General features: G+C 71.2%; 14 protein-coding genes. 8 read left to right on the forward strand and 6 right to left on the reverse strand.

Features of this window, described 5'->3' with window-relative positions; genetic code table 11:
- The first annotated feature begins 36 nt into the window (after window positions 1–36).
- Together CPH93_RS22605 and CPH93_RS22610 are read left to right on the forward strand one after the other, a co-directional pair.
- Complete coding sequence (locus CPH93_RS22605; protein WP_096213897.1) at window positions 37–6,384, forward strand: type I polyketide synthase; 6,348 nt, start codon at window positions 37–39, stop codon at window positions 6,382–6,384.
- Window positions 6,385–6,910: 526 nt separating this feature from the next.
- Complete coding sequence (locus tag CPH93_RS22610; RefSeq protein WP_231976926.1) at window positions 6,911–7,435, forward strand: ATP-binding protein; 525 nt, start codon at window positions 6,911–6,913, stop codon at window positions 7,433–7,435.
- A 259-nt stretch (window positions 7,436–7,694) separates the two neighbouring features.
- Here the strand turns inward: CPH93_RS22610 and CPH93_RS22615 are convergent, their stop codons facing one another.
- From CPH93_RS22615 to fxsT, 4 genes are all read right to left on the reverse strand, one after another.
- Window positions 7,695–9,089 (reverse strand): transcriptional regulator, encoded by a 1,395-nt coding sequence (locus tag CPH93_RS22615; RefSeq protein ID WP_093483296.1) that lies wholly within the window; start codon window positions 9,087–9,089, stop codon window positions 7,695–7,697.
- Window positions 9,090–9,435: 346 nt separating this feature from the next.
- Window positions 9,436–9,909, reverse strand: coding sequence for a hypothetical protein (locus CPH93_RS22620; RefSeq protein WP_096213898.1), 474 nt, complete (start codon window positions 9,907–9,909; stop codon window positions 9,436–9,438).
- Between the two features lie 215 nt (window positions 9,910–10,124).
- On the reverse strand, window positions 10,125–12,518 hold the full coding sequence (locus CPH93_RS22625) for an Orn/Lys/Arg decarboxylase N-terminal domain-containing protein (protein ID WP_096213899.1): 2,394 nt from the start codon (window positions 12,516–12,518) through the stop codon (window positions 10,125–10,127).
- A 201-nt stretch (window positions 12,519–12,719) separates the two neighbouring features.
- On the reverse strand, window positions 12,720–15,620 hold the full coding sequence (fxsT, locus tag CPH93_RS22630; RefSeq protein ID WP_096213900.1) for an FxSxx-COOH system tetratricopeptide repeat protein: 2,901 nt from the start codon (window positions 15,618–15,620) through the stop codon (window positions 12,720–12,722).
- A 95-nt stretch (window positions 15,621–15,715) separates the two neighbouring features.
- Here fxsT and CPH93_RS22635 point away from each other — a divergent pair, with 95 nt between their 5' ends.
- The gene (locus tag CPH93_RS22635; RefSeq protein ID WP_096213901.1) at window positions 15,716–16,279 is read left to right on the forward strand and encodes a hypothetical protein; all 564 of its coding nucleotides are present in this window, start codon (window positions 15,716–15,718) and stop codon (window positions 16,277–16,279) included.
- On the opposite strand, the gene CPH93_RS22640 is transcribed toward CPH93_RS22635, so the two are convergent.
- Window positions 16,276–17,772 (reverse strand): sensor histidine kinase, encoded by a 1,497-nt coding sequence (locus tag CPH93_RS22640; protein ID WP_093483291.1) that lies wholly within the window; start codon window positions 17,770–17,772, stop codon window positions 16,276–16,278. The genes CPH93_RS22635 and CPH93_RS22640 overlap by 4 nt on opposite strands.
- A gap of 1 nt (window position 17,773) precedes the next feature.
- Window positions 17,774–18,505, reverse strand: a complete 732-nt coding sequence (locus CPH93_RS22645; protein ID WP_173909866.1) for a response regulator transcription factor — start codon at window positions 18,503–18,505, stop codon at window positions 17,774–17,776.
- Window positions 18,506–18,723: 218 nt separating this feature from the next.
- Between CPH93_RS22645 and CPH93_RS22650 the strand changes: the two genes are divergently transcribed.
- The 5 genes from CPH93_RS22650 (at window position 18,724) to CPH93_RS22670 (ending at window position 23,220) form a co-directional block, all read left to right on the forward strand.
- Window positions 18,724–19,455, forward strand: a complete 732-nt coding sequence (locus CPH93_RS22650) for a DUF3159 domain-containing protein (RefSeq protein ID WP_231976927.1) — start codon at window positions 18,724–18,726, stop codon at window positions 19,453–19,455.
- Window positions 19,452–20,639, forward strand: coding sequence for a cytochrome P450 (locus CPH93_RS22655; protein ID WP_096213903.1), 1,188 nt, complete (start codon window positions 19,452–19,454; stop codon window positions 20,637–20,639). The genes CPH93_RS22650 and CPH93_RS22655 overlap by 4 nt, the downstream gene beginning before the upstream one ends.
- 85 nt (window positions 20,640–20,724) lie before the next feature.
- Window positions 20,725–20,919 (forward strand): ferredoxin, encoded by a 195-nt coding sequence (locus CPH93_RS22660; protein ID WP_093483287.1) that lies wholly within the window; start codon window positions 20,725–20,727, stop codon window positions 20,917–20,919.
- A gap of 8 nt (window positions 20,920–20,927) precedes the next feature.
- Window positions 20,928–22,100 (forward strand): NAD(P)/FAD-dependent oxidoreductase, encoded by a 1,173-nt coding sequence (locus tag CPH93_RS22665; protein WP_096215546.1) that lies wholly within the window; start codon window positions 20,928–20,930, stop codon window positions 22,098–22,100.
- Between the two features lie 250 nt (window positions 22,101–22,350).
- Entirely contained in the window at window positions 22,351–23,220 is an 870-nt protein-coding gene (locus tag CPH93_RS22670) for a MurR/RpiR family transcriptional regulator (RefSeq protein WP_096213904.1), read from the forward strand.
- Window positions 23,221–23,318 lie beyond the last annotated feature (98 nt).

Below are 23,318 nucleotides of genomic sequence, written 5' to 3' on the forward strand. Positions count from 1 at the left end.
CGAAGGGCAGATCACCTCCCACGTACGGAGACCCCGATGAGCAACGACACGCACGGCTCGACAGCCGAGACGCAAACCGGACTCGCAACAGAGAACATCGCCGTGATCGGCATGGGATGCCGGCTCCCCGGCGACACCGATTCGCCCGCGGCCCTGTGGCGGCTGCTGGTCGAGGAGCGGGACGCGGTGGGCGACCTGCCCGAGGAAAGACGACGCCTGGTCCCCGGGGGTCTCCCGGGGCCGGTGGAGGGGGAACCGACCCCCCGGCAGGGTGGCTTCCTGCGCGATGTGACGGGCTTCGACGCCGCCTTCTTCGGTGTCTCGGGCCGTGAGGCCGATGTCCTCGACCCCCAGCACCGCCTGCTGCTGGAGGTCACCTGGGAGGCCCTGGAGCACGCCGGCCTCCCGCCGGACCGGATGAACGGCACCCCCACGGGTGTCTTCGCCGGCATCAGTTACACCGACTACATGGATCACCTCGCCGGACACCCCCAGGAACTGGAGGGGTCGATCCTGACCAACGGGCACTGTGTGGCCGCCGGGCGGATCTCCTATCTGCTCGGGCTGCAAGGTCCGTGCGTGGCGCTGGACACCGCGTGTTCGTCCTCCCTGGTGGCCGTGCACATGGCACGCCAGGCGCTGTCCGCCGGCGAGTGCGACCTGGCGCTCGCCGGCGGCGTCACGCTGACCTTCCAGCCGCGCATCACCCGGTCGTTCGCCAGGATGGGCATGCTCTCGTCCGGCGGGCGCTGCCGGACGTTCGACGCCGACGCCGACGGGTTCGTGAGGGGTGAGGGCTGTGGTGTGGTGGTGCTCAAGCGCCTCACGGACGCGGTACGGGACGGGGACCGGGTACTCGCGGTGCTGCGCGGCTCGGCCACGAACCAGGACGGCTCCTCCGAAGGGCTGGCGGCACCATCGGTGACCGCCCAACGGGCCCTGTATCTGGACGCCCTGGCACAGGCCGGGGTCGATCCGCGGGACGTGGGAATGGTGGAGACCCACGGCACCGGCACCCCGGTGGGCGACCCCATCGAGTTCGCCAGCCTCTCCGACGTCTACGGCAACGGTCCCGGCCGCTGCGCCCTGACCTCGGTGAAGACCAACGTGGGGCATCTGGAACCGGCCGCCGGCGTCACCGGACTGATCAAGAGCGTGCTGTGTCTGCAACGCGGCACCATTCCCGCGAACCTGCACTTCCGCCGCTGGAATCCGGCCATCTCGGCCGTCGGCACCCGGCTGTTCGTCCCCACCGAGCTGAGCGCCTGGCCACTGCGGACGCCCACCCGGCTGGCCGCGGTGTCCTCCTTCGGCTTCTCGGGCACCAACGCCCATGTCCTGCTGGAGCAGGCCCCGCAGTCCCCGTCCGTCCGGCGCCAGAGCTCCGGACGGCCCGCGCAGCCGTCCTCCGAGGTCTTCCTGGTGTCGGCGGGCTCCCCGGACGTGCTGCCGGCCGCGGCCACCCGGCTCGCGGACTGGATGGAGGGCGACGGCGCGAACCTCCCGCTGCACGACCTCGCGCACACCCTGGCGCTGCGGCGCTGCGCGGGCCGCGGCCGGATGGGCGTGGTGACCTCCGCCCGCCGCGAACTCATCGGCTCGCTGCGGGCGTTCGCGGCGGGTGAGCGGCACCCGGCGGTGGTCACCGGCGCCGTGGGCGCCTCGGTCGAGCGGCAGCCGGTGTGGGTGTTCTCCGGCCAGGGCTCCCAGTGGCCCGGTATGGGGCGCGGACTGCTGAAGGCCGAACCGGCCTTCCTGGACGCGCTGACCGAGGTCCATGAGCTCATCACGGCGCAGAGCGAGGTCTCCGTCCTCGACGTGATCCGGCACGGCAGACCCGTCCAGGGCTGCGGCACGGTGCAGCCGGTCCTCTTCGCCCTCCAGGTCGCCCTCGCCGCGACCTGGCGCGCGCACGGCGTCGAACCCGCCGCGGTGATCGGCCACTCCATGGGCGAGGTCGCGGCGGCGGTGGTGGCCGGTGCGCTGTCCCTGGCCGACGGCGTCCGGGTGATCTGCCGGCGCTCGGGGCTGCTGAGCGACATCGCCGGCAGCGGCAGCATGCTGAGCGTCGGACTCGATGCCGCCACGGTGCGCGAGGAACTCGCCGACAGCGCGGCCGAGACGGTGTCGGTGGCGGTGCTGTCCGCGCCCGACTCGACCGTCGTGGCCGGGCGGACCACGGAGGTGAGCCGGCTGGCCGCCGCCTGGGAGGCCCGCAAGATCCCGGTGTTCCCGATCGCCGTGGACGTCGCCTCGCACTGCCCGCTGGTCGACCCGGTCCTGCCGGCGCTGCGTACGGCCCTGGCCGGGCTGGCACCCCGGTCGCCGAAGGTGCCGTTCTACTCGACGGTCGTCGATGCCGGGGTCACCCCCGCCTTCGACGCCGACTACTGGTGCGACAACCTGCGCCGCCCGGTGCGGTTCGCCGAGGCGGTGGCCGCCGCCGCGGCCGACCGGCACGTGGTCTACACCGAGATCTCCCCGCACCCCGTCGTCACGCACTCCGTCGAACGGAGCCTGGCCGCACTCGTCACCGACCCCGTCGTCCTGCCCACGCTGCGCCGTGAGGAGGACGAGCAGACCACGCTGCGCACCCAGCTCGCCGCCGCGCACTGCGCCGGTGTGCCGGTGAACTGGCGGTACCTGTACGACGACGGCAACCTGGTGGACGCCCCCACCGTCACATTCGACCGCCGCCACCACTGGGCCGACGCCGCGACGGCTCCCGCGCAGGCCACCGAGGCGCCCCGGGCCCCGCTGCCCGGCCGGCACTCCGAGTTCCCCGGCGAGCCCGTGCGGCACAGCTGGCGCGCCGACGCCGGTACCGACGCGCTGCCCTGGCTCGCCGACCACAAGGTGCACGACAACCCGGTCTTCCCCGGAGCGGCGCACTGCGGCCTGGCGCTCGCCGCCGCCTGCGAGGTCTTCGGCGCGGCACCCGACGAGGTGGAGGTCACCGACGTCCACTTCGAGCAGCTGCTGCGGCTGGCCCCGCAGACCGAGGTCTCCACCGCCGTCACCCTGACCGCACCGGACCGGGCGAGGTGCGAGATCCTCGCCCGCAACGAGACCGGCGGCTGGGAGCGGCAGGCCGAGGCGGTGCTGCACCGGCTGACCGTGCGCCCCGAGCTGCGCCCGCGGTCCGTCGAGGCGATGAGCGTGCGCCATCCGATGCCGGTTCAGCCCTCGGCGCTCTACGACAGCCTGCGGCGGCGCGGACTGGACCATGGCCCGGCCTTCAACGGCGTCCTGGAACTGCACACCGGCCGCCACAACGACAGCTTCTGGGCCAGGGTCGGGGTACCGGCCCAGGCACAGACCCCGCCGTCCGGGCTGCCGCTGCACCCCGTCCTGCTCGACCTCTGCGCCCAGCTCGCCGTGGCGCCGCTGATCAACGAGGAGGACTCGGCGCTGGTGCTGCCGGTGCGGATGCAGGCACTGCGCATCCTCGGCGACCCCGACAGCGCCGTGTACTGCCACGCACACGTCAGCGAGATCACCCCGGAAGCCATAGTGGCCAACGTCCGCCTCCTGGACGACAGCGGCGCCGTGGTCCTCGTCGTCAACGGTCTGCGGTTCGCCCGGCGGGCCGCGCGCGGTGCCGCGGCGGTCGACGACTGGCTCCTGGACATCGGCTGGCAGCAGGCCCCCCGAGTGACACCGGACGGCGGACAGGCACCGGGCAGCTGGGTCATCGTGGGCGAGGCGGACGGCTCGGCCCAGGCACTGGCCGCCGCACTGCGCAAGCACACCGCCCGAACGGTGGTCTGGGACCGCGCCCTTGACGGCAGCTCACTCACCTCGTTCCGCGACGCCCTCACCGGCCGCCTGGCCGCCACCCTGGAAGCCCCGCGCGGTGTGGTGCTGGTGTGCGGGCCCCCGGACGACGAGGACCCGACGGTGCAGTCCCTGCGGCGCACCCGCAGGCTGCTCGGCACGCTGCAGTCGATCGCCGCCACCACCACCGGGGCGCCACGCCTGTACGTCGTCACCCGCGGGGCGCGTGGCGTCGTGCCGGGGGACGAGGTCGACCTCGGCCAGAGCGCGCTGCGCGGTCTGCTGCGGGTCGGCGCGCTGGAACACCCCGAGGTCCGGCCGGTATCGGTGGACACCGACGCCCAGGACCCCGGGCCGCAGGAGGTGGCCCTGGAGCTGCTCGCGGACGCGGCCGACGACGAGGTCGCCCTGCGGGCCGGCAGCCGGTACGTGGCCCGCCTGGGGCATGCCCCGACGGAGGGCGCACAGGACCGTGCCGCCACCCCGTGCACCGTGCGGTACGGGGTGGACGGGTTCCGGCTGCGCGCGTCCCGGCTCGGTGACCTGTCGAGCCTGGAGTACGCGGCCACCGGGCGGCGCGCGCCACGGCCCGGCGAGGTCGAGGTGAAGGTCACCGCCGCCGGCCTCAACTTCCGCGATGTGCTCACCGCCATGGGCCTGCTCCCCGGTGACCTGGACGTCCGCTACCGGATCGGCTTCGAGTGCTCCGGTGTGGTCAGCGCGGTCGGCGACGGGGTGGAGCGGGTGCAGGTCGGCGACGAGGTGCTCGCGGTCGATCTGCGCGGCGGGGCCTTCGGCTCGTTCGTGACCCTGCCCGCGGAGACGGTGGCCCCCCTCCCGTTCGGCATCGAACCGGTGGCCGCGGCCGGCCTGCCGATCGCCTTCCTGACCGCCTGGTACTCCCTGCGGTCGGTCGCCCGGCTGACCGCGGGGGAGCGGGTGCTGATCCACTCCGCCACCGGCGGCACCGGTCTGGCGGCGATCGCGGTGGCCCGGCTGCTGGGCGCCGAGGTGCTGGCCACGGCCGGCAGCGAGGACAAGCGCCGCTATCTGCGGGGCATGGGCATCCGCCACGTCATGGACTCCCGGACCCTGGAGTTCGGCGAACGCACCCGGGAGGCGACCAACGGGGAGGGCGTCGACGTCGTCCTCAACTCGCTGTCGGGGGCGGCCATCCGGACGGGCCTGGAGACGCTGCGCCCCTTCGGCCGCTTCGTGGAGCTGGGGGTGCGCGACATCATGGCGGACGCCCCGCTGGGCATGCTGCCGCTGCGGCACAACGTCACCCTGAGCACCGTCGACCTGATCGAGTTGCAGCGCAACCGGCCCGAGACCTTCGCGTCGGTGTGGCGCGAGGTGCTCGGCGCGTTCGAGGAGAGCCGGCTCAAGCCCCTGCACTGCACGGAGTATCCGCTGTCCGAGGCCACCACGGCCTTCCGCACCATGGCGGCCGCCGACCACGTCGGCAAGCTGGTGCTGACGGTGCCCGACACCGGGGAGGCCGCGGCGGTGCTGCCCGATCTGGACATGCCGGTGCAGGAGGGCGGGGCGTACATCGTCACCGGCGGACTGCGCGGCCTGGGCCTGGCCACGGCGAAGTGGCTCGCGGCCCACGGCGCCGGCCATGTCGTGCTCAACGGCCGCTCCGCCCCGGCCCCCGACGTCGCACAGACGCTGGCCACCACGGTCGGCCGATCCGCCAAGGTGTCGGTGGTCCTCGGCGACATCGCCGATCCGGCCACCGCTCAGCGGCTGGTGTCCACCGCGGTGAGTGACGGCTTCCGGCTGCACGGTGTGGTGCACTGCGCCATGGTGCTGGACGACGCCGTGCTCACCAACGTCTCCGACGACCAGCTGGCGCGGGTGTGGCTGCCGAAGGTGGACGGCGCCTGGCATCTGCACCACGCCACCGAGGACCACCCGCTCGACTGGTTCGCGGCGTTCTCCTCCATGGCCTCGCTGCTGGGCAACCCCGGCCAGGGTGCCTATGCCGCGGCGAACTCCTGGCTCGACGGGTTCGCCGCCTGGCGCTCCGCCCAGGGGATGCCCACGGTGGCGGTCAACTGGGGCCCGTGGGGCGAGATCGGTGTCGCCACCGACTTCAGCCGCCGCGGCTACCGCACCATCCCCACCGAGCAGGGGCTGGCGGCCCTGCAGACGCTGCTGTCCCACCGGCGGGTGCAGACCGGAGTCATTCCCGGCCCGCCGGAAACCTGGGTGCCGCCCGCGGGCCGGCATCTCCCGTTCTTCAGCGCGGTGTCCGGCGATGCCCCGCCGGCGGACCGGAACACGGCTGCCGAGAACACCGACGACATTCGCGCCCAACTCGCCGCCCTGCCCACCGGCCTGGCGCGCAGATCCGCTCTGGAAGACCATCTGGCGGGTCATGTCCGTGATGTTCTCCGACTGGGCAAAAGCTCGCTCGATCCGCAGACGCCGCTGAAGTCGCTGGGATTCGACTCGCTGTTGGCCATGGAATTGCGGGTACGCCTCGACCGTTCCTTCACCCTCACCCTGCCGAGAAACTTCGTCTGGGAACACCCGACGCTGGCCGCCCTCGCGGCCGGTATCGCGGAACAACTGGGCCTGGATCTCTCGGCGGCCTAGCCGCAGCGTTCCGCAGCACGCCCGGCGGGCGAACGCCCACCCGCCGGGCGTTCGCCATGCCCGTGGCCGGCACGGTCACCGGCGCCGCGGGGTGCCCCGAACTCCGCCCGCCGGACGCTGCGTTGAGCCCCGGCCCTGCCGCCTCCCAGCCCGCCGCCGAAGAACTTCGGCGCTGCCCATTCAAAACCGGCGGGATTCCTGATACATTCTCGCCGCCGCCTTGCTGCGGCCCTTGCGTCTTTCCGTCAATTGTATTGGCCGGAAAGGCGCATCCGTTTTTTTATGGTCATAGTATTTCACCTCGCGCCGTCCCCGGCTGCTTCCTCTGCTGCACTGTGCGCCTTCCGGGCGGACAGCCGCACTGCTTGAATCAACAGGGGAAAGCAAAGCCGAAAGCGGGCCGGTACGCACCGGCGGTGCGGCGCACTTCGAAGGCCGCTCGGATCGCCCGAACGATGCCGCTGGCAGTGCTTCATGAGGCGAAAGCGACATCGAAGTCCATGAGGTACACAGGAAAGGGGTAGTCATGTTACCCACCACAATGCATTCGGCCGAAGTCATGGTGACCGTCCGGCACATAGCGAGCTGGCCCAGGGAAAGGGAAGAGGTCGTTCCCGCCGACTGCTGGAGTTCCACGCCGCGTCTGGAGCTAAGGCTGCCGGCCCTGAAACGGGCGGTGCCGGTGTGCCGGAGCCTGGCCCGCGCCTGGCTCGACGGACAACGGATCCATGACGACGACACCCGTTTCCTCATGCTGCTCGTCCTGTCGGAACTGTGCACCAATGCGATCCAGTATTCCGCCGGCACCCGTGTCACCTGCCGGATATGGAGGTCGGAGGAACTGCTGCACATCGAGGTGCACGACCGCGGGGGTTCGGCGTCGGTGCCCCGGGTGCGTCACCCGGGCGGGGAACAGGAGCACGGCCGCGGTCTGGAGCTGGTCGCCACGTTCTCCTCGCGCTGGGGCCGCAGGATCGAGGCCGACAGCAGCTGCACCGTCTGGGCGGCGGTGCCGCTGGCGGCCGGTGTGTACCCGCGCATGGCGCCGTAACGCCCTTGAGGCCGCTTTCCGCGGCCGCCACGCTGCCACGCCCGCTTCCGCAAGGGGGAAGCCGGTGAGCAGCCCACGACCGAACACCCCAAGCGGCCGCGCGGATCGCCAGCCGGCGACCGGTACACCGCCGCTGCACCCCTTCGGGGGCTCCCCCCGCCGACGGCCGGACCGGCACCGGCTCCCCACCGCCTCCCCGCGAGCCGGGACGAGCCCTCCGGCCGTCGGTACCCGGACGACCGGCCCCTCCGCACCGCCCTCACCGCGACACCCGCATCCCGCTCTCCAGGACGAGGGTGTCGAAGGCGCGCACCGGCTCGGTGTCGCCGAACGGCCGCAGCTCGTCCTGGAAGTTCTGCAGATACCGCTCCCCGAGCGCCGACTTCAGCCTGCCGAGCAGCGCCACCCCCTCCATCGCCGCCCGGCAGGCCTCCTCGACGTCACCGGCCTGCACTAAGACCGTGGCGAGCAGCAGCAGGTCGATGGCCCGGCGGCGCACCCGGGTCCGCGGGTGCCGGGCGAGCGCCTCCTCGGCCCGGCGGGCGGCCGGCCGCGGCTGCTTGAGATCCCGGTAGCAGTGCGCCAGTTCGTCGGCCAGATAGGCCCGGTCGAAATGCGCGATCCACTCGGGACCGTCACCGGGGACGACCTGCGTCATCGCCTCCATGGCCTTGTCCGCCAGTATTTTGCACATCCTGGCGTCCCCGAGCATGGCGTAGCCGCGGGCCTCGGTCGCGTAGAACATCGCCTGGGCCGACAGCGGCGCCCGGCCCCGGGTGCCCTCCTGCGCGGCCCGGGCGAGCTGCACCGCCTCCCGGGAGCAGCCCGCGCCGACGGCGAGATGGCTCAGCCCGGCGGCCAGCACATAGCCGCCGTAGCACCGGTCGTCCGCGGCCTGCGCGAGCCGCAGTGCCTGGATGTAATACCGCTGGGCCAGGCCCGGTTGCCCGATGTCCAGGGCGGTGTACCCGGCCAGCTCCGTCAGCCGGGCGGCCGCGGCGAACAGCTGCCGTCCCGTCGTCTCCCCGTAGCTCCCGGCCATCAGCCCGGACAGCACGCTGCTGAGGCAGGACACCACCACGGGCCGGACATAGCCGCTGCCCACCCGGTGATCGAGCTCGGCCAGCGCCTGGGTGGTCGCCCGGACCAGCTCCACATCGGTCATCCCCACCCGCGGCCCCAGCTGCCGGTGGCGCGCCACCTGCGGGTCCGGGGAGCTGATCAGCCAGTCCCGGCTGGGTTCGACCAAGGCCGACGCCGTCATGGCCGAACGTGACAAAAGCCCCCGGGATTCCGCGTCCATATGCCATAGTTCACGCACCTGCTCCAGTGCGTCGTCCACCGTGGCGGCGAAGTGGAGACCGACCCCGCAGGTCACGCTGTTGCCGTTGGCCATGCCGATCTCTTCCGTCGAGACCGTACGGCCGAGCTTGCCGCTCAGCGCCTCGGCGATGATGGCCGGCACCCGGCCCCGTGGCCGCTGACCACTGAGCCACCGGCTCACGGAGGTCTTGTCGTACCGCAGATCCAGACCCTGGGCCTCTCCCAAGACGTTCACCTGGCGCGCCAGCGCGGAGTTGGACAGTGAGGCTTCCTGGATGAGCGACCGCAGTCGTTGGTTGGTCTGACGCGCGACGAGTGGTCGGGCGGCCATGGTTCGCCTCCAAGCACATGCCGCCAACGCTTCACGTTGGCATATCCAGAGAACGGGATGGGTCAGTCTTTACCCAACAACCAGGACTGAATCGCGATGACCAAAGTCAAGTCCCAACCTGGGCGTTGCCCGCAGTAGCAAAGGGGCATGAAGGGGCTTCAGTCATGTGCCCCTCACGCCGGCCCGTCCCGACGCGCTCCTGCCGAACCCTCGCCGCACGCCACCCCCCACCGCGCACAACCACCCACCCCCGAGCGCCACCCCCGCGCTCCCCGCCACGCGTGCAGATTTCGGCCACGGTCGGGAGGGGAGCGACCGTGGGGGCGAGCCGGTCGGCGCGGTGGCCTCAGCGCGGCCACTTCTCCGGCGTACTACTGGTGATCACATCGCAGACCGCGGGCATTCCGGGGCCTGGAGACGTCCCCTTGGCGACCACCCGGACGCCGTCGAGCAGGATGCGGCAGGACGCGATCCCGTCCCCGGCGGGAGTCACCTCCACGCGGGCCTCGGCGCCGGTGTTGACGACGACCTTGGTGCTCCACGGAAGCTTGGTGGAGCCGAGCTGTTCGTCGCGGTGCTTCGTCTTGAACTGATCGGGGCTGTACCGGTAGCGCACGGTGGCGGCCCGGTCCTCGCCGCGGACGGACCTGCCCTCATAGGTGAGGTACCAGCCGTTCCCGCCCCGCTGCTCCTTGATCCACGTGATGTTGCTTCTCGCCCACAGCACTCCGCCGACCACCAGGGCCGCCACGAGGAAGCCGAGCAGGATGAGGAAGAGGGTGCCCCGGGAGGAGCGGGACGGGGGGTTCCGGTCTGTCATGAGCCTCGGCTCTCCGTGCTCTGCGTGCGCTGTCCGGCCGCCCGAGCCCGGGCCCTCCGGTCGATCCCCACGACTGTAGGTACGGATCCGTCGGCCGGACGTCGCCCGGCCGACGGATCCTCGCTCACCCTGCGGTCGTACGACGCGGCGGCCGACCGAGACCGTGGGCGTATCGCCCGGGCGGCCTGACACAGGTCCTGATGCGCTCCCCGGTGTCAGTCCGCGGACCGGAGGGAGCCGGCCGGGGCCGACGCCGGCACGGCCTGGGTCTCGGCGGCGCGTCCGGCCTGCTGCGCCGGGATCCGGCGGACGCATTCGATGAGGTAGTCGCCGGTGTCCGGGTCGAGGGTGACGCCGTGGGTCTCGCTGTGGAAGCCGGGGAAGCGCCGGTCGAAGGATTCCAGGGCGGTCAGATAGCGCAGCAGCGGCCCGTCGGGGGTGCCGGTGTTCTCGCCGGGCATCAGGACGGGGATGCCGGGCGGGGTGACGGTGACCATGGCGGCGGCGATCCGGTCGGCCGCGTCGGCCAGCCGGACCCGTTCGGTGCCGCCGCGGATGAGCTGCTGGTAACAGTGCTGGGGCGGGGTGACGGGCTCGGGCAGTTCCTGGAAGGCGGTGTCGAGCAGCTCGACCAGCCGGGCCTCGCGCAGATGGTCGTGCATCTCCTGGCACAGCGCGCGCAGCGTCTGGCCGGTGTAGCGCTGAGGGTGCGCGGCGACCAGCTCGGGCAGCAGGCGCTCCAGCGGGGTGTCCTCGTCGTAGAGCGTCTTGAAGTCCATCAAGGCGTCCATCAGGGTGCCCCACTTGCCCTTCGTGATCCCCATGGAGAACAGGATGAGCGTGGTGTAGCTGTCGGTCTTCTCCACCACGATGTTCCTGGTGGCCAGATAGGCGGTCAGGACGCGCGCGGGGATGCCCAGGTCGGCCATCCGCCCGCCGGCGTCGATACCGGGGCAGGTGAGGGTGACCTTGACGGGGTCGAGCAGGCAGTAGCCCTCGGTCAGGCCGGCGAAGCCGTGCCACTCGGCACCGGGCTCCAGCTGCCAGCAGGAGGGTTCGGTGCGCAGCAGCTCCGCCGGGGCGTCGGCGAACGGCAGCCGCTCCCCGGAGGCGGGGTCGACCACGGACTCGGGCTGCCAGACGCCGAAGAACCAGTCCGGCCGGTCATCGGCGGCCGCGATGCGCCGGCCGATGCGGACCACGCTCTGGCGGAAGCGGATGGCCTCGGTCACCGCCTCGTCGATCAGCCAGCGGCCCTGGGGCCCGTCCATCATCGCGGCGGCCACGTCCAGGGAGGCGATCATCGGATACAGCGGCGAGGTGGTGCCGTGCATCATGAACGCCTCGTTGAACCGGTCGTGCTCCACCGGCGCCCGGGGCGCGGGCTTGACGTGCACCATGGCGCTCTGCGACAGCGCGGCCAGCAGCTTGTGGGTCGACTGGGTGGAGAAGACGGTCGGCCGGTCGGGGCCGGGGAAGGTGTCGGGGCCCACCGCCATGCCGTAGCGCCCGGCGTAGAGGGGGTGGAACCGGGCGTAGGCGAACCAGGCTTCGTCGAAGTGGAGCCGCGGTGTGCTGGGCGCGAGGGCCCGGGTGACCTGGAGGGCGTCGTAACACAGGCCGTCGTAGGTGGAGTTGGTCAGCACGGCGTACGGGGCCTCAGTGGACACCGCGCCCTGGGCGAGCGGGTTGCGGGCGATCCGGGACGCGATCGACCGCGCCTCGATCTCGGCGGGCGGCAGCGGGCCCGCCAGCCCGTATCCGTTGCGGGTGGGGACCAGATAGACCGGCCGGGCTCCGGAGAGGACGAGGCCGTGCAGCACCGACTTGTGGCAGTTGCGGTCCACCAGCGCGATCTCGTCGCGGGTGACGCTGAAGTGACCGACCATGCGGTCGCAGGTCGAGTCACCGTGGAGGACGAAGTAGGTGCGGTCGGCGCCGAAGACCCGGGCGGCGTTGCGCTCCGCCGCGCCGACCGGGCCGGTGTGCTCGAACAGCGAGCCCAGCTCCTCGACCGAGATGGAGAGGTCGCTGCGCAGCAGCCGCTCCCCGAAGTAGTCGTGGAAGGCCCGGCCGACCGGGGACTTGAGGAAGGCGACGCCGCCGGAGTGGGCGGGGGTGTGCCAGGAGTACTCGTGTGCGTTGTCGAAGCGGCGCAGGGCTTTGAAGAACGGCGGCAGCAGCTCTTCCTGGTAGCCGCGGGCGGCGCCGGCGACCCGTCCGGCGATGAAGCGTGCGGTGTCCTCCAGCGGCCAGATGTAGCCGATCACGGTCTCCGCCACCCACAGCGGCAGATGTTCGAGGTCCTCGCCGGCCGTGACGAGGAAGACCGGGAGATTCTGGAAGCGCTGGCCGATCTGGCGCAGCACGTCGGCGCCGCCCGGCTCGTCGGTGGCCTTGCTGCCCTCCGGGAGCCCCCAGTCCACCACGGCGGCGGCGAGGCCCGCCTCGGTGCGCAGCACCGCCTGCGCGTCCTCGGCCGTGGACGCCCAGCGCACCTCGAAACGGCGGGCCTCCAACTCCTTGCCGATTCTGCGCAGTTGCTCGGCCCCGGTACCTCCGCTCTCCGGGAGCTCCGGTACCGCGAACAGAACTGTCCCGTCTGTCATGGTGCACCCCTGCGTGTCTCGGCGTATGCCTGCTGGCCCGCACACTGCGCGACCTGCAGAGAGTGAACGCGACGCACACCGGCGGCCGTGCCGCGACCGGGTCGAAACCACTCCGATGAGGGAAACAGCCCCGGAATGCTGCTGTGACGGCGTCGAACTCACCGCCCAGACAACCGTCTTGGACGCCGTTTCCCCTGTGGGCTACCGGCGCTTCTTCTTCCGGTCGAGTCGGCGCTTGGCCTGCTTTCGCTGACCCGTCAGGAGACGCTGGGCGGCAAATCGCTTTCCCATGGCGGTCCAGGTGTGGGCCAGACTTTCGGTGACCGCCACGGTACGGGTGTGGTCATCGCCCACCGTGCGGCGTAGGCGGTCGCGCGTCTCTTCAAGTAGCTGGGCCGCCTCTGCATACCGGCGGAGTTTGTGCAGGGTGACGGCGAGGCTGTGGGCGGATTGCAGGGTGTCGGGGTGGTTGTCGCCGAGGGTGTGGCGTCGACGCGCGAGGGTGTCCTCGTCCATGCGGCGGGCCCTCTCGGTTTCGCCGAGGTTGTGCAGGGTGGTGGCGAGGTTGTGGGCGGAGTGCAGGGTGTCGGGGTGGTCGTCGCCGAGGGTGTGCCGTCGTCGTCGGAGGGCGTCCTCGAACATCGTGCGGGCCTCGTCGGATTCACCGAGGTCGTGCAGGGCGACGGCGAGGTTGTGGGCGGATTGCAGGGTGTCGGGGTGGTTGTCGCCGAGGGTGTGCCGTCGTCGTCGGAGGGTGTCCTCGGACATCGTGCGGGCCTTGTCGGTTTCGCCGAGTTTGTGCAGGGTGGCGGCGAGGTTGTGGGCGGATTCGAGGGTGTCGGGGTGGTCGTCGCCGAGGGTGTGCTGTCGTCGTCGGAGGGTGTCCGCGTGCATGCGGTGGGCCTCCTCGGTTTCGCCGAGTTTGTGCAGGGCCATGGCGCGGCTGTGGGCGGATTGCAGGGTGTCGGGGTGGTCGTCGCCGAGGGTGTGCTGTCGTCGTCGGAGGGTGTCCTCGTGCATGCGGTGGGCTTCGACATGGTCCCCGGCCTCGTGCAGGGCGCTGGCGAGGTTGTGGGCGGATTGCAGGGTGTCGGGGTGGTTGTCGCCGAGGGTGTGCTGTCGTCGTCGGAGGGTGTCCTCGTACATCGGGCGGGCCTCTGCGTGCTTCCCCAACCTCGATGTAGTGGCGGCCAGGTCGTTCGCGGACTGCAGGGTGTCGGGATGGTCGTCACCGAGAAGGCGTCGGCGGCGCGCGAGGGTGTCCTCGACGAACGTCAGAGCGCCGACGACATCTCCCACATCGGCCGTTGCGTGACCGAGGTACTGCGTGCAGTTGAGAGTGTCGGGGTGATCCTCCCCCAATTCGCCTGCCCACACCTTGCGTAGGGGCGTGGTGAGGCTCAGTGCGCTGCGTGGCTGCCCGCTCCGGATGAGGAACAAGGCCGTCTTGAGCAGAAGGGGCCGTAGCTCGGGCCGATCGGCGAGGACGGCGTGATGGGCGATGAGGTGAGAGGCCAGAGCGGCCCAGGCGGGCCAGGCATCCGGTACTTCCAGGTTGCCCGGGTCGATGCTGCTGAGGACGGTAGCGACATCGCGCCGGATCTTTCCCGCCTCTTCGGGACCGGTGTGGTCGCGGAGAACCGCCTGGGTGAGGCGATGGATCTGGAAGGTCTCGTGGTCGAGGCGGGCCAGGCCGTAACGGCTGAGCGGCTGGAGGGCGGCGTGCGGCCACATGAGATCGCCCGGGTCACCGGGGATGGTGGAGAGCCGTGAACGCGCGCTCTCCAGCCACCTCGTGGGGATGGGGTCGGGCCCGAAGAAGGCACCGAGACGGAGCAGAGCCGCGGCCTCGGGGTGGTCGCTCTCCAGGCCTGTGGTGGCGATGCCCACCGCGGCGGCCAGCGGCGCCGGGTAGCCGGGGGCGTCGCCCTCTTCCAGAATCCGTGCCGTGTTGGTGGTGAGGAGCTGGAGGTAGCGGTCGATGGTCATGCCGCTGCCGATGACGCCCACGGCCTGTGCGAGGGCCAAGGGGAGGTCGCCGACATCCCTGGCGAGGAGGTCCGCCTCTTCGGAGGTGATGCTGGGAATCTGGGTTCTGAGGTAGGAGACGGAGTCGGCGCGGCTGAAGACGTCCAAGCCGGTCTGGTGAGCGATACCCCGCCAGTCCGGGTTGCGTGAGGTGATCACGACATGGCCGGAGCCCTCGGGGAGCCAGGGGTCGATCTGCTCACGGTTCTCGGCGTTGTCCAGGATGAGGAGCCAGCGCTGCTCCGTGCGCAGGTGCTGCAGGAGGGCACGGGCGTTGTGCTCGGACCCGGCCTCGGGTTTGGCGATGCCGAGTCGGTCGGCCAGCTCGGTGTAGTGGACGGGGAGTTGGTCGTCCTGTTCGGCGTCGACCCACCACACCACGTCGTACTGGCCGGCGAACCGGTGTGCATACTCCAGCACGATCTGGGTCTTGCCGACACCGCCCATCCCGTGCAGCGCGCGCACCACAGCCTGCTGCCCGCTGAGCAGCCCGTCGCGGAGCTGCGCGATCTCGGCCTCACGACCGGAGAAGTCGGGGTTGCGGCGGCGCACGTTCCAGACATCGGGCTGACCGGTGGTACTGGGCAGCCGAGGCTTCGTGCCGTGTGAGACGGCGGCCGAGTCGTCGGCCGGAGTGGTGCCGGGAAAGGGCGGCGGGCTGGTGGGGCGGGCTCCGCCGTTGACCGCCTCACGCAAGGTGGCAAGGGCCGTGGTCTCGTCCAGGCCATGGAGGTCCTTGCGGAGCTTCGCGGCCAGGAGAGGGGGCACATCAGCGGTGGTGATGGGTTCGAGCGCGAGCGGGATGACGCGGTCCCTTCGGGCCACTGCTGCGGTCCACTCGTCATCGGTCCATCGCTCGGGGGCGAAGTAGGACTTGGAGAAAAGGGCCACGACCGCGTCAGCCCGTTCGAGGGCCTGGTCCATGTGGTGCACGAAATTGTCCCCGGCGCGCCAGTCCCACACGTCGAGGACCACCTGGTGGCCCGCCTGTTCGAGATGCCAACCCACCCATTCGGCCCATGGGCGGTCCGGCCCCGCGTAGCTGATGAAGAACTGCTGCGTGGCGTCGGTCATTGCGGCCCCCCGAGTCACCATGTGCTGGTCGTGTCGTGTTGCGGCAATCATCCCGCGTATAGCGTGGGCGACGCAGGAGAATGTGCAGGTCGCCGATGGACACCGAAGAGGGGATTGTGATGGGGCGGGCTCCGAAGACCGTGGACGTACGGCTGAAGCTGCCGATGCTGGAGATCGCCGGTAGTTGGGAGCCGAACGATGCGGAACGACGTGCGGCCTGGGAGCTGTACGTAGAACTCGTCACCCGTGTCTCCGTGGTGCCGATGCGGGCGGACGAAGGCCTGCTGCGAGAGGCACTGACGAGCCTGTACTCGCTGTTCGGCAGCACCCGGGAAATCCTGCGCAGGCACGGCCCCCAGATTGCCGAGCCCAAGCGGGACGGCCAGTACAACTTCGGCTACCTGGCGGTCGCGATGCTCAACTACGGACTACGGCCGTTGCTGGCCAGCTGGCACCCCGCGCTGGAGGACTGGGAAAGCCGCCGGCCCGCCGACCGCTCCCGCCGCGACCACGAACGCGCCTGGCCCGAGGCGGACCGCCTCCGTAGCGCCCTGAACGGCACCCGACAGGTACTCAGCGCCTATGCGGACCTCCTCGCCTCGGCCTGCGGCATCCCGAACCTCCTCGGCGCCATTCCTCCTGCCCCTGCTGACGGCTAGGCCCTGTCGTCGAACTCCCGCCTGCTGCCCGTCGCCTGGCACGCAGGCGCCGGGCCGCTCGGTATGCAGGCGGGCAAGGTGACGGTGAAGGTACTGCCCTCGTCCGGTGTGGTGCGTACGGTCACCGTGCCGCCGTGTGCTTCGGCGATCGACTTGACGATGCTCAGGCCGAGGCCCGTGCCGCCGCTGCCGGGGGTGCGGGAGGCGTCGCCGCGGTAGAAGCGCTCGAAGATCCGGGCGGCGGTGTCGGGGTCCATGCCGGGTCCCTGGTCGGTGACGTGCAGTTCGACGTGGGGGCCGTCCGGCGCATGCACCGTGACGGATATCGGCGTGCCGGGTGAGGTGTAGCGCAGTGCGTTGTCCAGCAGATTGCGCAGTACCTGGAGCAGCCGGTCCTCGTCGCCGTGCGCGAAGGTCTCGCCCTGCTCCTCGATGGTGATCGGCCTGCCGGGGTCGACGGCGCGGGCATCGGCGACGGCGTCCTGCGCGAGCTTGCCGAGGTCGACCGGTGCGGCGGCGAGCGGGCGGCCCTGGTCGAGCCGGGCGAGCAGCAGCAACTCCTCGACCATGCCGTGCATGCGGGATGCCTCGTCCTCGATGCGCAGCATCGCCCGCTCGACGAGTTCGGGGTCCCGGGCCAGGCCGTGCAGGTGCAGTTGGGCCCAGCCGCGGATCGTGGTCAGGGGAGTGCGCAGTTCGTGCGAGGCGTCGGCCACGAACTGGCGCAGCCGCTCCTCGGAGTGCTGCCGCTCGTCGAACGCGCGGTTGAGGGCGGTGGCGACCTCACCGATCTCGGAGTGGCGGCTGGTGACTTCGATGCGCTGGTCCACGTCGCCCTCGGCGATCGCGGTCGCCGTCGTGGCCACGTCGCGCAGCGGCCGCAGGCTCAAGCGCAGCACACCGTGGCTGAGGAGGACGATGGCGCCGAGCGCCGTCAGGGTGGCCACGGCATCGGCGCCGATCAGCCAGTACACCACGTCGTCCGTGGGTCCGAGGCTCTCGGCGATCACCACTGTGCGGAACGGCTTCGCCGGGGCGCCGGGCCGTGGCTGGACCGTGGCGTGCGGGCCGACGGGGAAGGCGAGGGTGCGGTATCGCGGTACGGGTGTTTCCCGGGTCGGCAGGGTGACGGGGTGCTCGGCGAATCCGTCCGGGACCGGCGTCGGGAGGGCGGGCACGGGTGCGGGCGTGCCGTTGAGGTTCTTTGCCGGTGTCTGTGCGACCACTCGTCCGTGCTCGTCGAGCAGCGCGGCGTAGAACCCGCCGGGGGTCTGGGAAAGGAGGCCGGCCTTGATCGTACGGGTGGGGCGGTCCAGCTTGCGGTGCCGGATGCCGTCGCGGGCGTTGGCGAGCTTGGCGTCGGCGGCATTGATGAGGTAGGAGCGCAGGGCGATGAGGGAGGTCGCGTTGACCGCCACCATGCCCAGGGCGGCCAGCAGGACGACTCCCGCCATGAGACGGGCCCGCAGGGAGCCGAGGCGTGCGCCGGCCATGTCAGGCGTCCCCGGGGAGGCGCAGACTGTAGCCGAATCCGCGGACGGTCTGGATCAAGGGCGGTGTGTGGGCGTCGATTTTCGCCCGGAGCCGGGAGACCAGCTTCTCGACGACGCCGTGGCTGAAGTGGTGCTGCCAGACGTGGTCCATGATCTGCTCCTTGGAGACCACGTACTCGGCGTTGACCAGCAAGTACCGCAGGAGCTTGTACTCGGTCGGCGACAGCGGGATCAGGCAGTCCCGGCGGCGGACCCGCCGGCTGCGTTCGTCCACGGTCAGGTCCGCGAAGCCCAGGACCGGGCTGGGCTCGTCGGCGGTCGTGCCGGCCCGGCGCAGCAAGGCGTACACCCTGGCCAGCAGCTCGGGGACGCTGAACGGCTTGGTGAGGTAGTCGTCGGCGCCCATGGCGAATCCGGCCACCCGGTCCTCCACCGCGTCGCGCGCGGTCAGGAACAGCACCGGCAGCCGCGCCCCGTTCCTGACGAGGTGCCGGCACACCGCGAACCCGTCCATATCGGGCAACATCACGTCCAGCACCACCAGATCCGGGGGATCGGCGTCGTAGGCGCGCAGGGCCGCAGCACCGCGGTCCGCGGTCGTCACCTGGTACCCCGCCAGGCTCAGGGTCGTCTCCAGCAGCTCCAGCATCCTCGGGTCGTCGTCCACGACCAGCAGCCGCTGGCCGGTCCCCCGGGGCAATGACAGCCCGGTGGCAGGTGAGGCGGAGTGCATGACAGGTACCAATCGGGGGAGGCCACGTCCGCGACAACCCGTCAGAGGTGCCGCGTCTGCGACGACAACGCGCGCCCGCGCCCACGGGTTCCCTGCGCCGCGGACCGGCCGACGCCCGGTGTACGCGGGACCGTGATCTGCGGAGGCATACGGGATTCGCCGGCTGTCAGGAAACGGTCAGGTGGGCGTCCGGGGCGGGTCAGCCGGGGTGGGTTCTCTTGAGGCAGGACAGCCCGACGACCACCGTCGCCGAGAAGGCAGGAGCAGCCGTGGACCGCTCAGCACCCCCTGAAACCGGCAGTGACGACGCTGCCCGGGACATGATCCGCAGACGGCTGCGCAGCGGGATCATCGACGTGGCGCCCATCCTCGGATTCACCCTGAGCCTGTCGCTGACCCATCAGGTGGCCGTCGCGTTGACGGTCGCGCTGACGCTCGGGGCCGCGGGCTGCATCTTCCGGCTGGTACGCAGAGAATCCGTGTGGCGCACGCTCGGCATCGTCGGCGTCGTCGGTATCGGCGGCGCGCTGGCCGCAGGCACCGGACAGGCCACCGCCTTCTTCGCCCCGAGCCTGGTGATGCACTGCGTGATGGCCGTGGCGACGCCGGTGCTGCTGCTCCTCGGATGGCCGCCGCTGGGTCTGGCGGTGGGCCTGATCACCGGTGAGAAGACCGGATGGCGCCGCTGCCGGGTGCGCCGGCGGGGATTCATCAGGGGCAACTTGGTGGTGATGGCCGGAAGTTACGCGATGCTCGCCATCCAGCTCTCGCTGTTCCTCTCCGGCCAGGCCGTCGCCCTCGGCGCGGTCGAAACCTTCGGCCCCGTCGTCATGGCGCTCAGCACGCTGCTGGGCTGGCGCGTCCACCGACGCTGCGTCGGTACGCACCGCTGCGTCTACAGCCCCCCGAGCACCGACACCACCCGCTCCTTGGAAAGGACTCCGTCATGACCGCAGAACAGCCCACCATCAAGCCCCAGCCCAGGGTGCGGACCTGCCCCTTCGACCCGCCGGAGGAGTACCGCACACTGCGCGAGCAGGAGGGGATCACCCAAATGACCCTCCTCGACGGTCAGCCGGGCTGGATCGTCACCCGCCACGAGGACGTCCGGGCGGTACTCGCAGACCCGCGGTTCGGCAGCGGAGGCCCCCGGCTGGGGAACACCCGGGACGGCGACACATATACGACGCCCCCGGGATTCTTCATCAACATGGAACCGCCGGAGCACACCCGGTTCCGCCGGCTGCTCACCAAGCAGTTCACCGTGCGCCGGATGAGGCAACTGACCCCAGCAGTGGAGCAGTTCGTCGCGGAGCGGCTGGACGCGATGGCCCGGGCCGAGTCCCCGGTCGACCTCGTGCAGGAATTCGCCCTGCCGGTTCCCTCCCTGGTGATCTGCGAGCTGCTCGGAGTGCCCTACGCCGACCGCGAGGAGTTCCAGCGGAACTCGGCCAGGATGCTCAACCTCACCGTAAGCCAGGAAGAGCGGCAGGAGGCCCATGAGGCGGTGCGGTCGCACATCCACCGACTGGTGCGGGCCAAGCACGTCGAGCCCACCGACGACATCCTCGGCGAGCTGGTGGAGTCCGGCGAGCTCACCGACGAGGAACTGGCCGGCGTGGGAACGTTGCTGCTGGTCGCCGGCCATGAAACGACCGCGAACATGATCGCGCTGAGCACCATGTGCCTGCTGCAGAACCCCGAGCAGCTGGCGGCGCTCCGCGCCGACCCCACGCTGATGGACGGCGCTGTCGAGGAGTTGCTGCGGTATCTCACCATCGTTCAGTACGGCGCGCGCCGTACCGCTCTTGAGGACGTGGAACTCCACGGACACCTGATCAAGGCCGGCAGCGGGGTGGTTGCCTCGCTGACCTCGGGGAACCGCGACGAGGCGGTGATCCCCGGTGACCCCGAGCAGTTGGATGTGACGAGGGGGTTCGGATCCCACCTCGCCTTCGGTCACGGCATCCACCAGTGCCTCGGGCAGCAGCTGGCCCGGGTGGAGATGAAGGCGGCTCTGGGTGCGCTGTTCGACCGGTTCCCCACGCTGCGGCTCGCGGTGCCGCCGGAGGACGTACCGATGCGCCACGACACGATCGTCTACGGCGTCCACGAACTCCCCGTGACCTGGTAGCCGGCAGCAGCCACGGAGCCGTGCCTGAGGGAAGGTCACGGCTGCCATCAGATCGCAGTCCCACTGATACGGAGCGGAACGCCCGATGAAGATCATCATTGACGAGGACAAATGCGTTGGCGCAGGGCAGTGCGTGCTGGCTGCCGACGAGGTCTTCGACCAGCGCGACGAGGACGGCATCGTCGTCCTGCTCAACCCTTCCCCGCCGGACGACCTGAGCGATCGGGTCGAGAACGCCGCCCTTCTCTGTCCCGCGCTGGCCATCGAGGTGGTGAAGTAGTGCCCGCCATGGACCACATCGTCCTGGTGGGCGCGTCGGCCGCGGCCCTGACCGCGGCCGACGCCCTGCGGCTCGAAGGCTTCACCGGCACCCTGACCATGGTCGGTGAGGAGCTGCGCCCGCCGTACGACCGCCCACCGCTGTCGAAGCACGTCCTGTCCGGCAAGCTGGAACCGCACAAGACCACCCTGCGGCAGGACGCCGACCTGCAACGGCTCCGGATGGACCTGAAGTTGGGCTGCCGCGCCACCCACCTGGACCCGACGGCGCGTACCGTCACCCTGGACGACGGGGACCGGCTGCACTACGACGGCCTGATCATCGCCACCGGACTGCGCCCCCGCCGGCTGCCCTTCGGCCACGACCTGGCGGGTGTGCACGTGCTGCGCACCCTCGACGAAGCGCTGTCGCTGCGCGCACAGTTGCTGTCCGCGCCTCGCGTCGTGGTGATCGGCGCCGGATTCCTCGGCGCCGAAATCGCCGCCACCACCCGCGGCCTCGGCCTGGACGTCGCCCTCGTGGATGTCGAGGCCACCCCCTTGGCCAGGCAACTCGGCCCCCAGATAGGCGGGCTGGTGGCCGACATGCACCAGGAACACGGGGTCAGCCTGCACATGAACCGCAAGGTCACCGGCCTGACCGGTACGGCGGGCCGGGTCACCGCGGTGCAACTCGACGACGGCACCTCGCTCCTCGCCGATCTGGTCGTGGTCGCCATCGGCTCGGAACCGGCCGTCGACTGGCTGGCCGACTCCGGGCTCCCCCTGGGTGACGGGGTGCTGTGCGACAGCACCTGCCAGGTCGCCCCCGGGGTCTATGCGGCAGGCGACGTCGCCAACTGGCCGCACCCCCTCACCGGTGAACGGGCCCGGCTGGAACAGCGCACCAACGCCACCCAGCAAGCGCTCACCGCCGCCAGAAACCTCCTGGCCGGCCCCGCCGAAGCCATCCCGTACGCGCCGGTCCCGTTCGGATGGACCGACCAGTACACCGCCAAGATCCAGTTCCACGGCTGGTGTCCCATGGACGCGCGCGTCGCCTACGTCGACGGTGACCCACAGGACGGCAAGTTCGTCGCGCTCTACTACGCAGGCGACCGCGTCGTCGGCGCTCTCGGCTGGAACAGCGCGCGCACCCTGCGCGCCTACCACGACCGCATCGCCGCGCCCGTCGCCGCCTGACCCTGCCCTCCGGCCGGACACACCACGCGGGCATCGGCACACCCGCTCAGGTATCCGGGCGACGGATCTCCGTCGCCCGGATACGTGCTGCCTGCCCCCCTCTCCCGTTACGACGGGATACCTGGCCGTGTGTAACGATCGTTGCGTCACGCAGTGCGGAGAAGGGACGCGAATGGCTGGCCGGGCCACAGATCACAGCGACCGAGCGAAGGCTGACACGGACCCGGAGCAGGCAGGCCGGGAGCCCGGGTTGGGGGCCACCGTGGCCGAGCGGGTGCGGCGCGCCGAGGGGGGCCTGTCTCCTGCCGAGCGGCGGATCGCACGGGCGCTGACGGCCAATTACCCGGCGGCCGGGCTGGAGTCCGCTTCGGGGCTCGCCTCCCAGGCCGGGGTCAGTGCGCCCACCGTGGTGCGGTTCGTCGCCCGGCTCGGGTTCGACGGCTACCGGCACTTCCAGCAGTCGCTGCGTGAGGAGGTGCAGGCGCGGCATGCCTCGCCGCTGACCCTGGCTCCGGTGATCGGCAAGGACTCGCCCACGTCCGAACTGGTCGAGGCGGCGCAGCAGGTGAGCGGTGCGACGCTGGACCAGACGTTCGCCGCGCTCCCGGAGCAGGAGTTCGACCGGGCGGTCGGCCTGCTCTGTGACCCGGCCAAGCGGATCGCCTGCTTCGGCGGCCGGTTCTCCCAGCTGCTGGCCGAGTATCTCGACCTGCACCTCCGGCTGCTGCGCCCGGGGACCTTCGTGCACACCGGGGCCCCGGGGCGCGATGCGGGTTTCCGTGTCGACCTGAGCCGGCGGGACGTGTGTGTGGTCTTCGACTTCCGCCGCTACCAGGACGACACCGTGCAGCTCGCCCGGTACGCGCACGAACGCGGCGCCAAGGTCGTGCTGGTCACCGACCCGTGGCTGTCGCCCGTGGCCGAGTTCGCCGACGTGGTGCTCCCCGCGCGGGTGGAGGCGCCGAGCCCGTTCGACAGCATCGTCGCGCCCACGGCGCTCGTGGAGACCCTGGTCGCGGCCGTGCACGCCCGGCTGGGCCCGCCGGCCGAGGAGCGGATGCGGGCCGCGGAGGAGGCGTGGCGCGGGGAGGCGCGGCACGGGGAGGCCGACAGCTCCTGAAAAATTCATTTCAACGTGGCTCTTGACGCGCGACTTGCAACGAACGTTTCATGAGGGTGTCCCGGGCCACACCGTGCGGCCCCCTTCTGCTCGGGAGT

The organism is Streptomyces sp. 2323.1 (assembly GCF_900221035.1).
Taxonomy (GTDB): domain Bacteria; phylum Actinomycetota; class Actinomycetes; order Streptomycetales; family Streptomycetaceae; genus Streptomyces; species Streptomyces sioyaensis.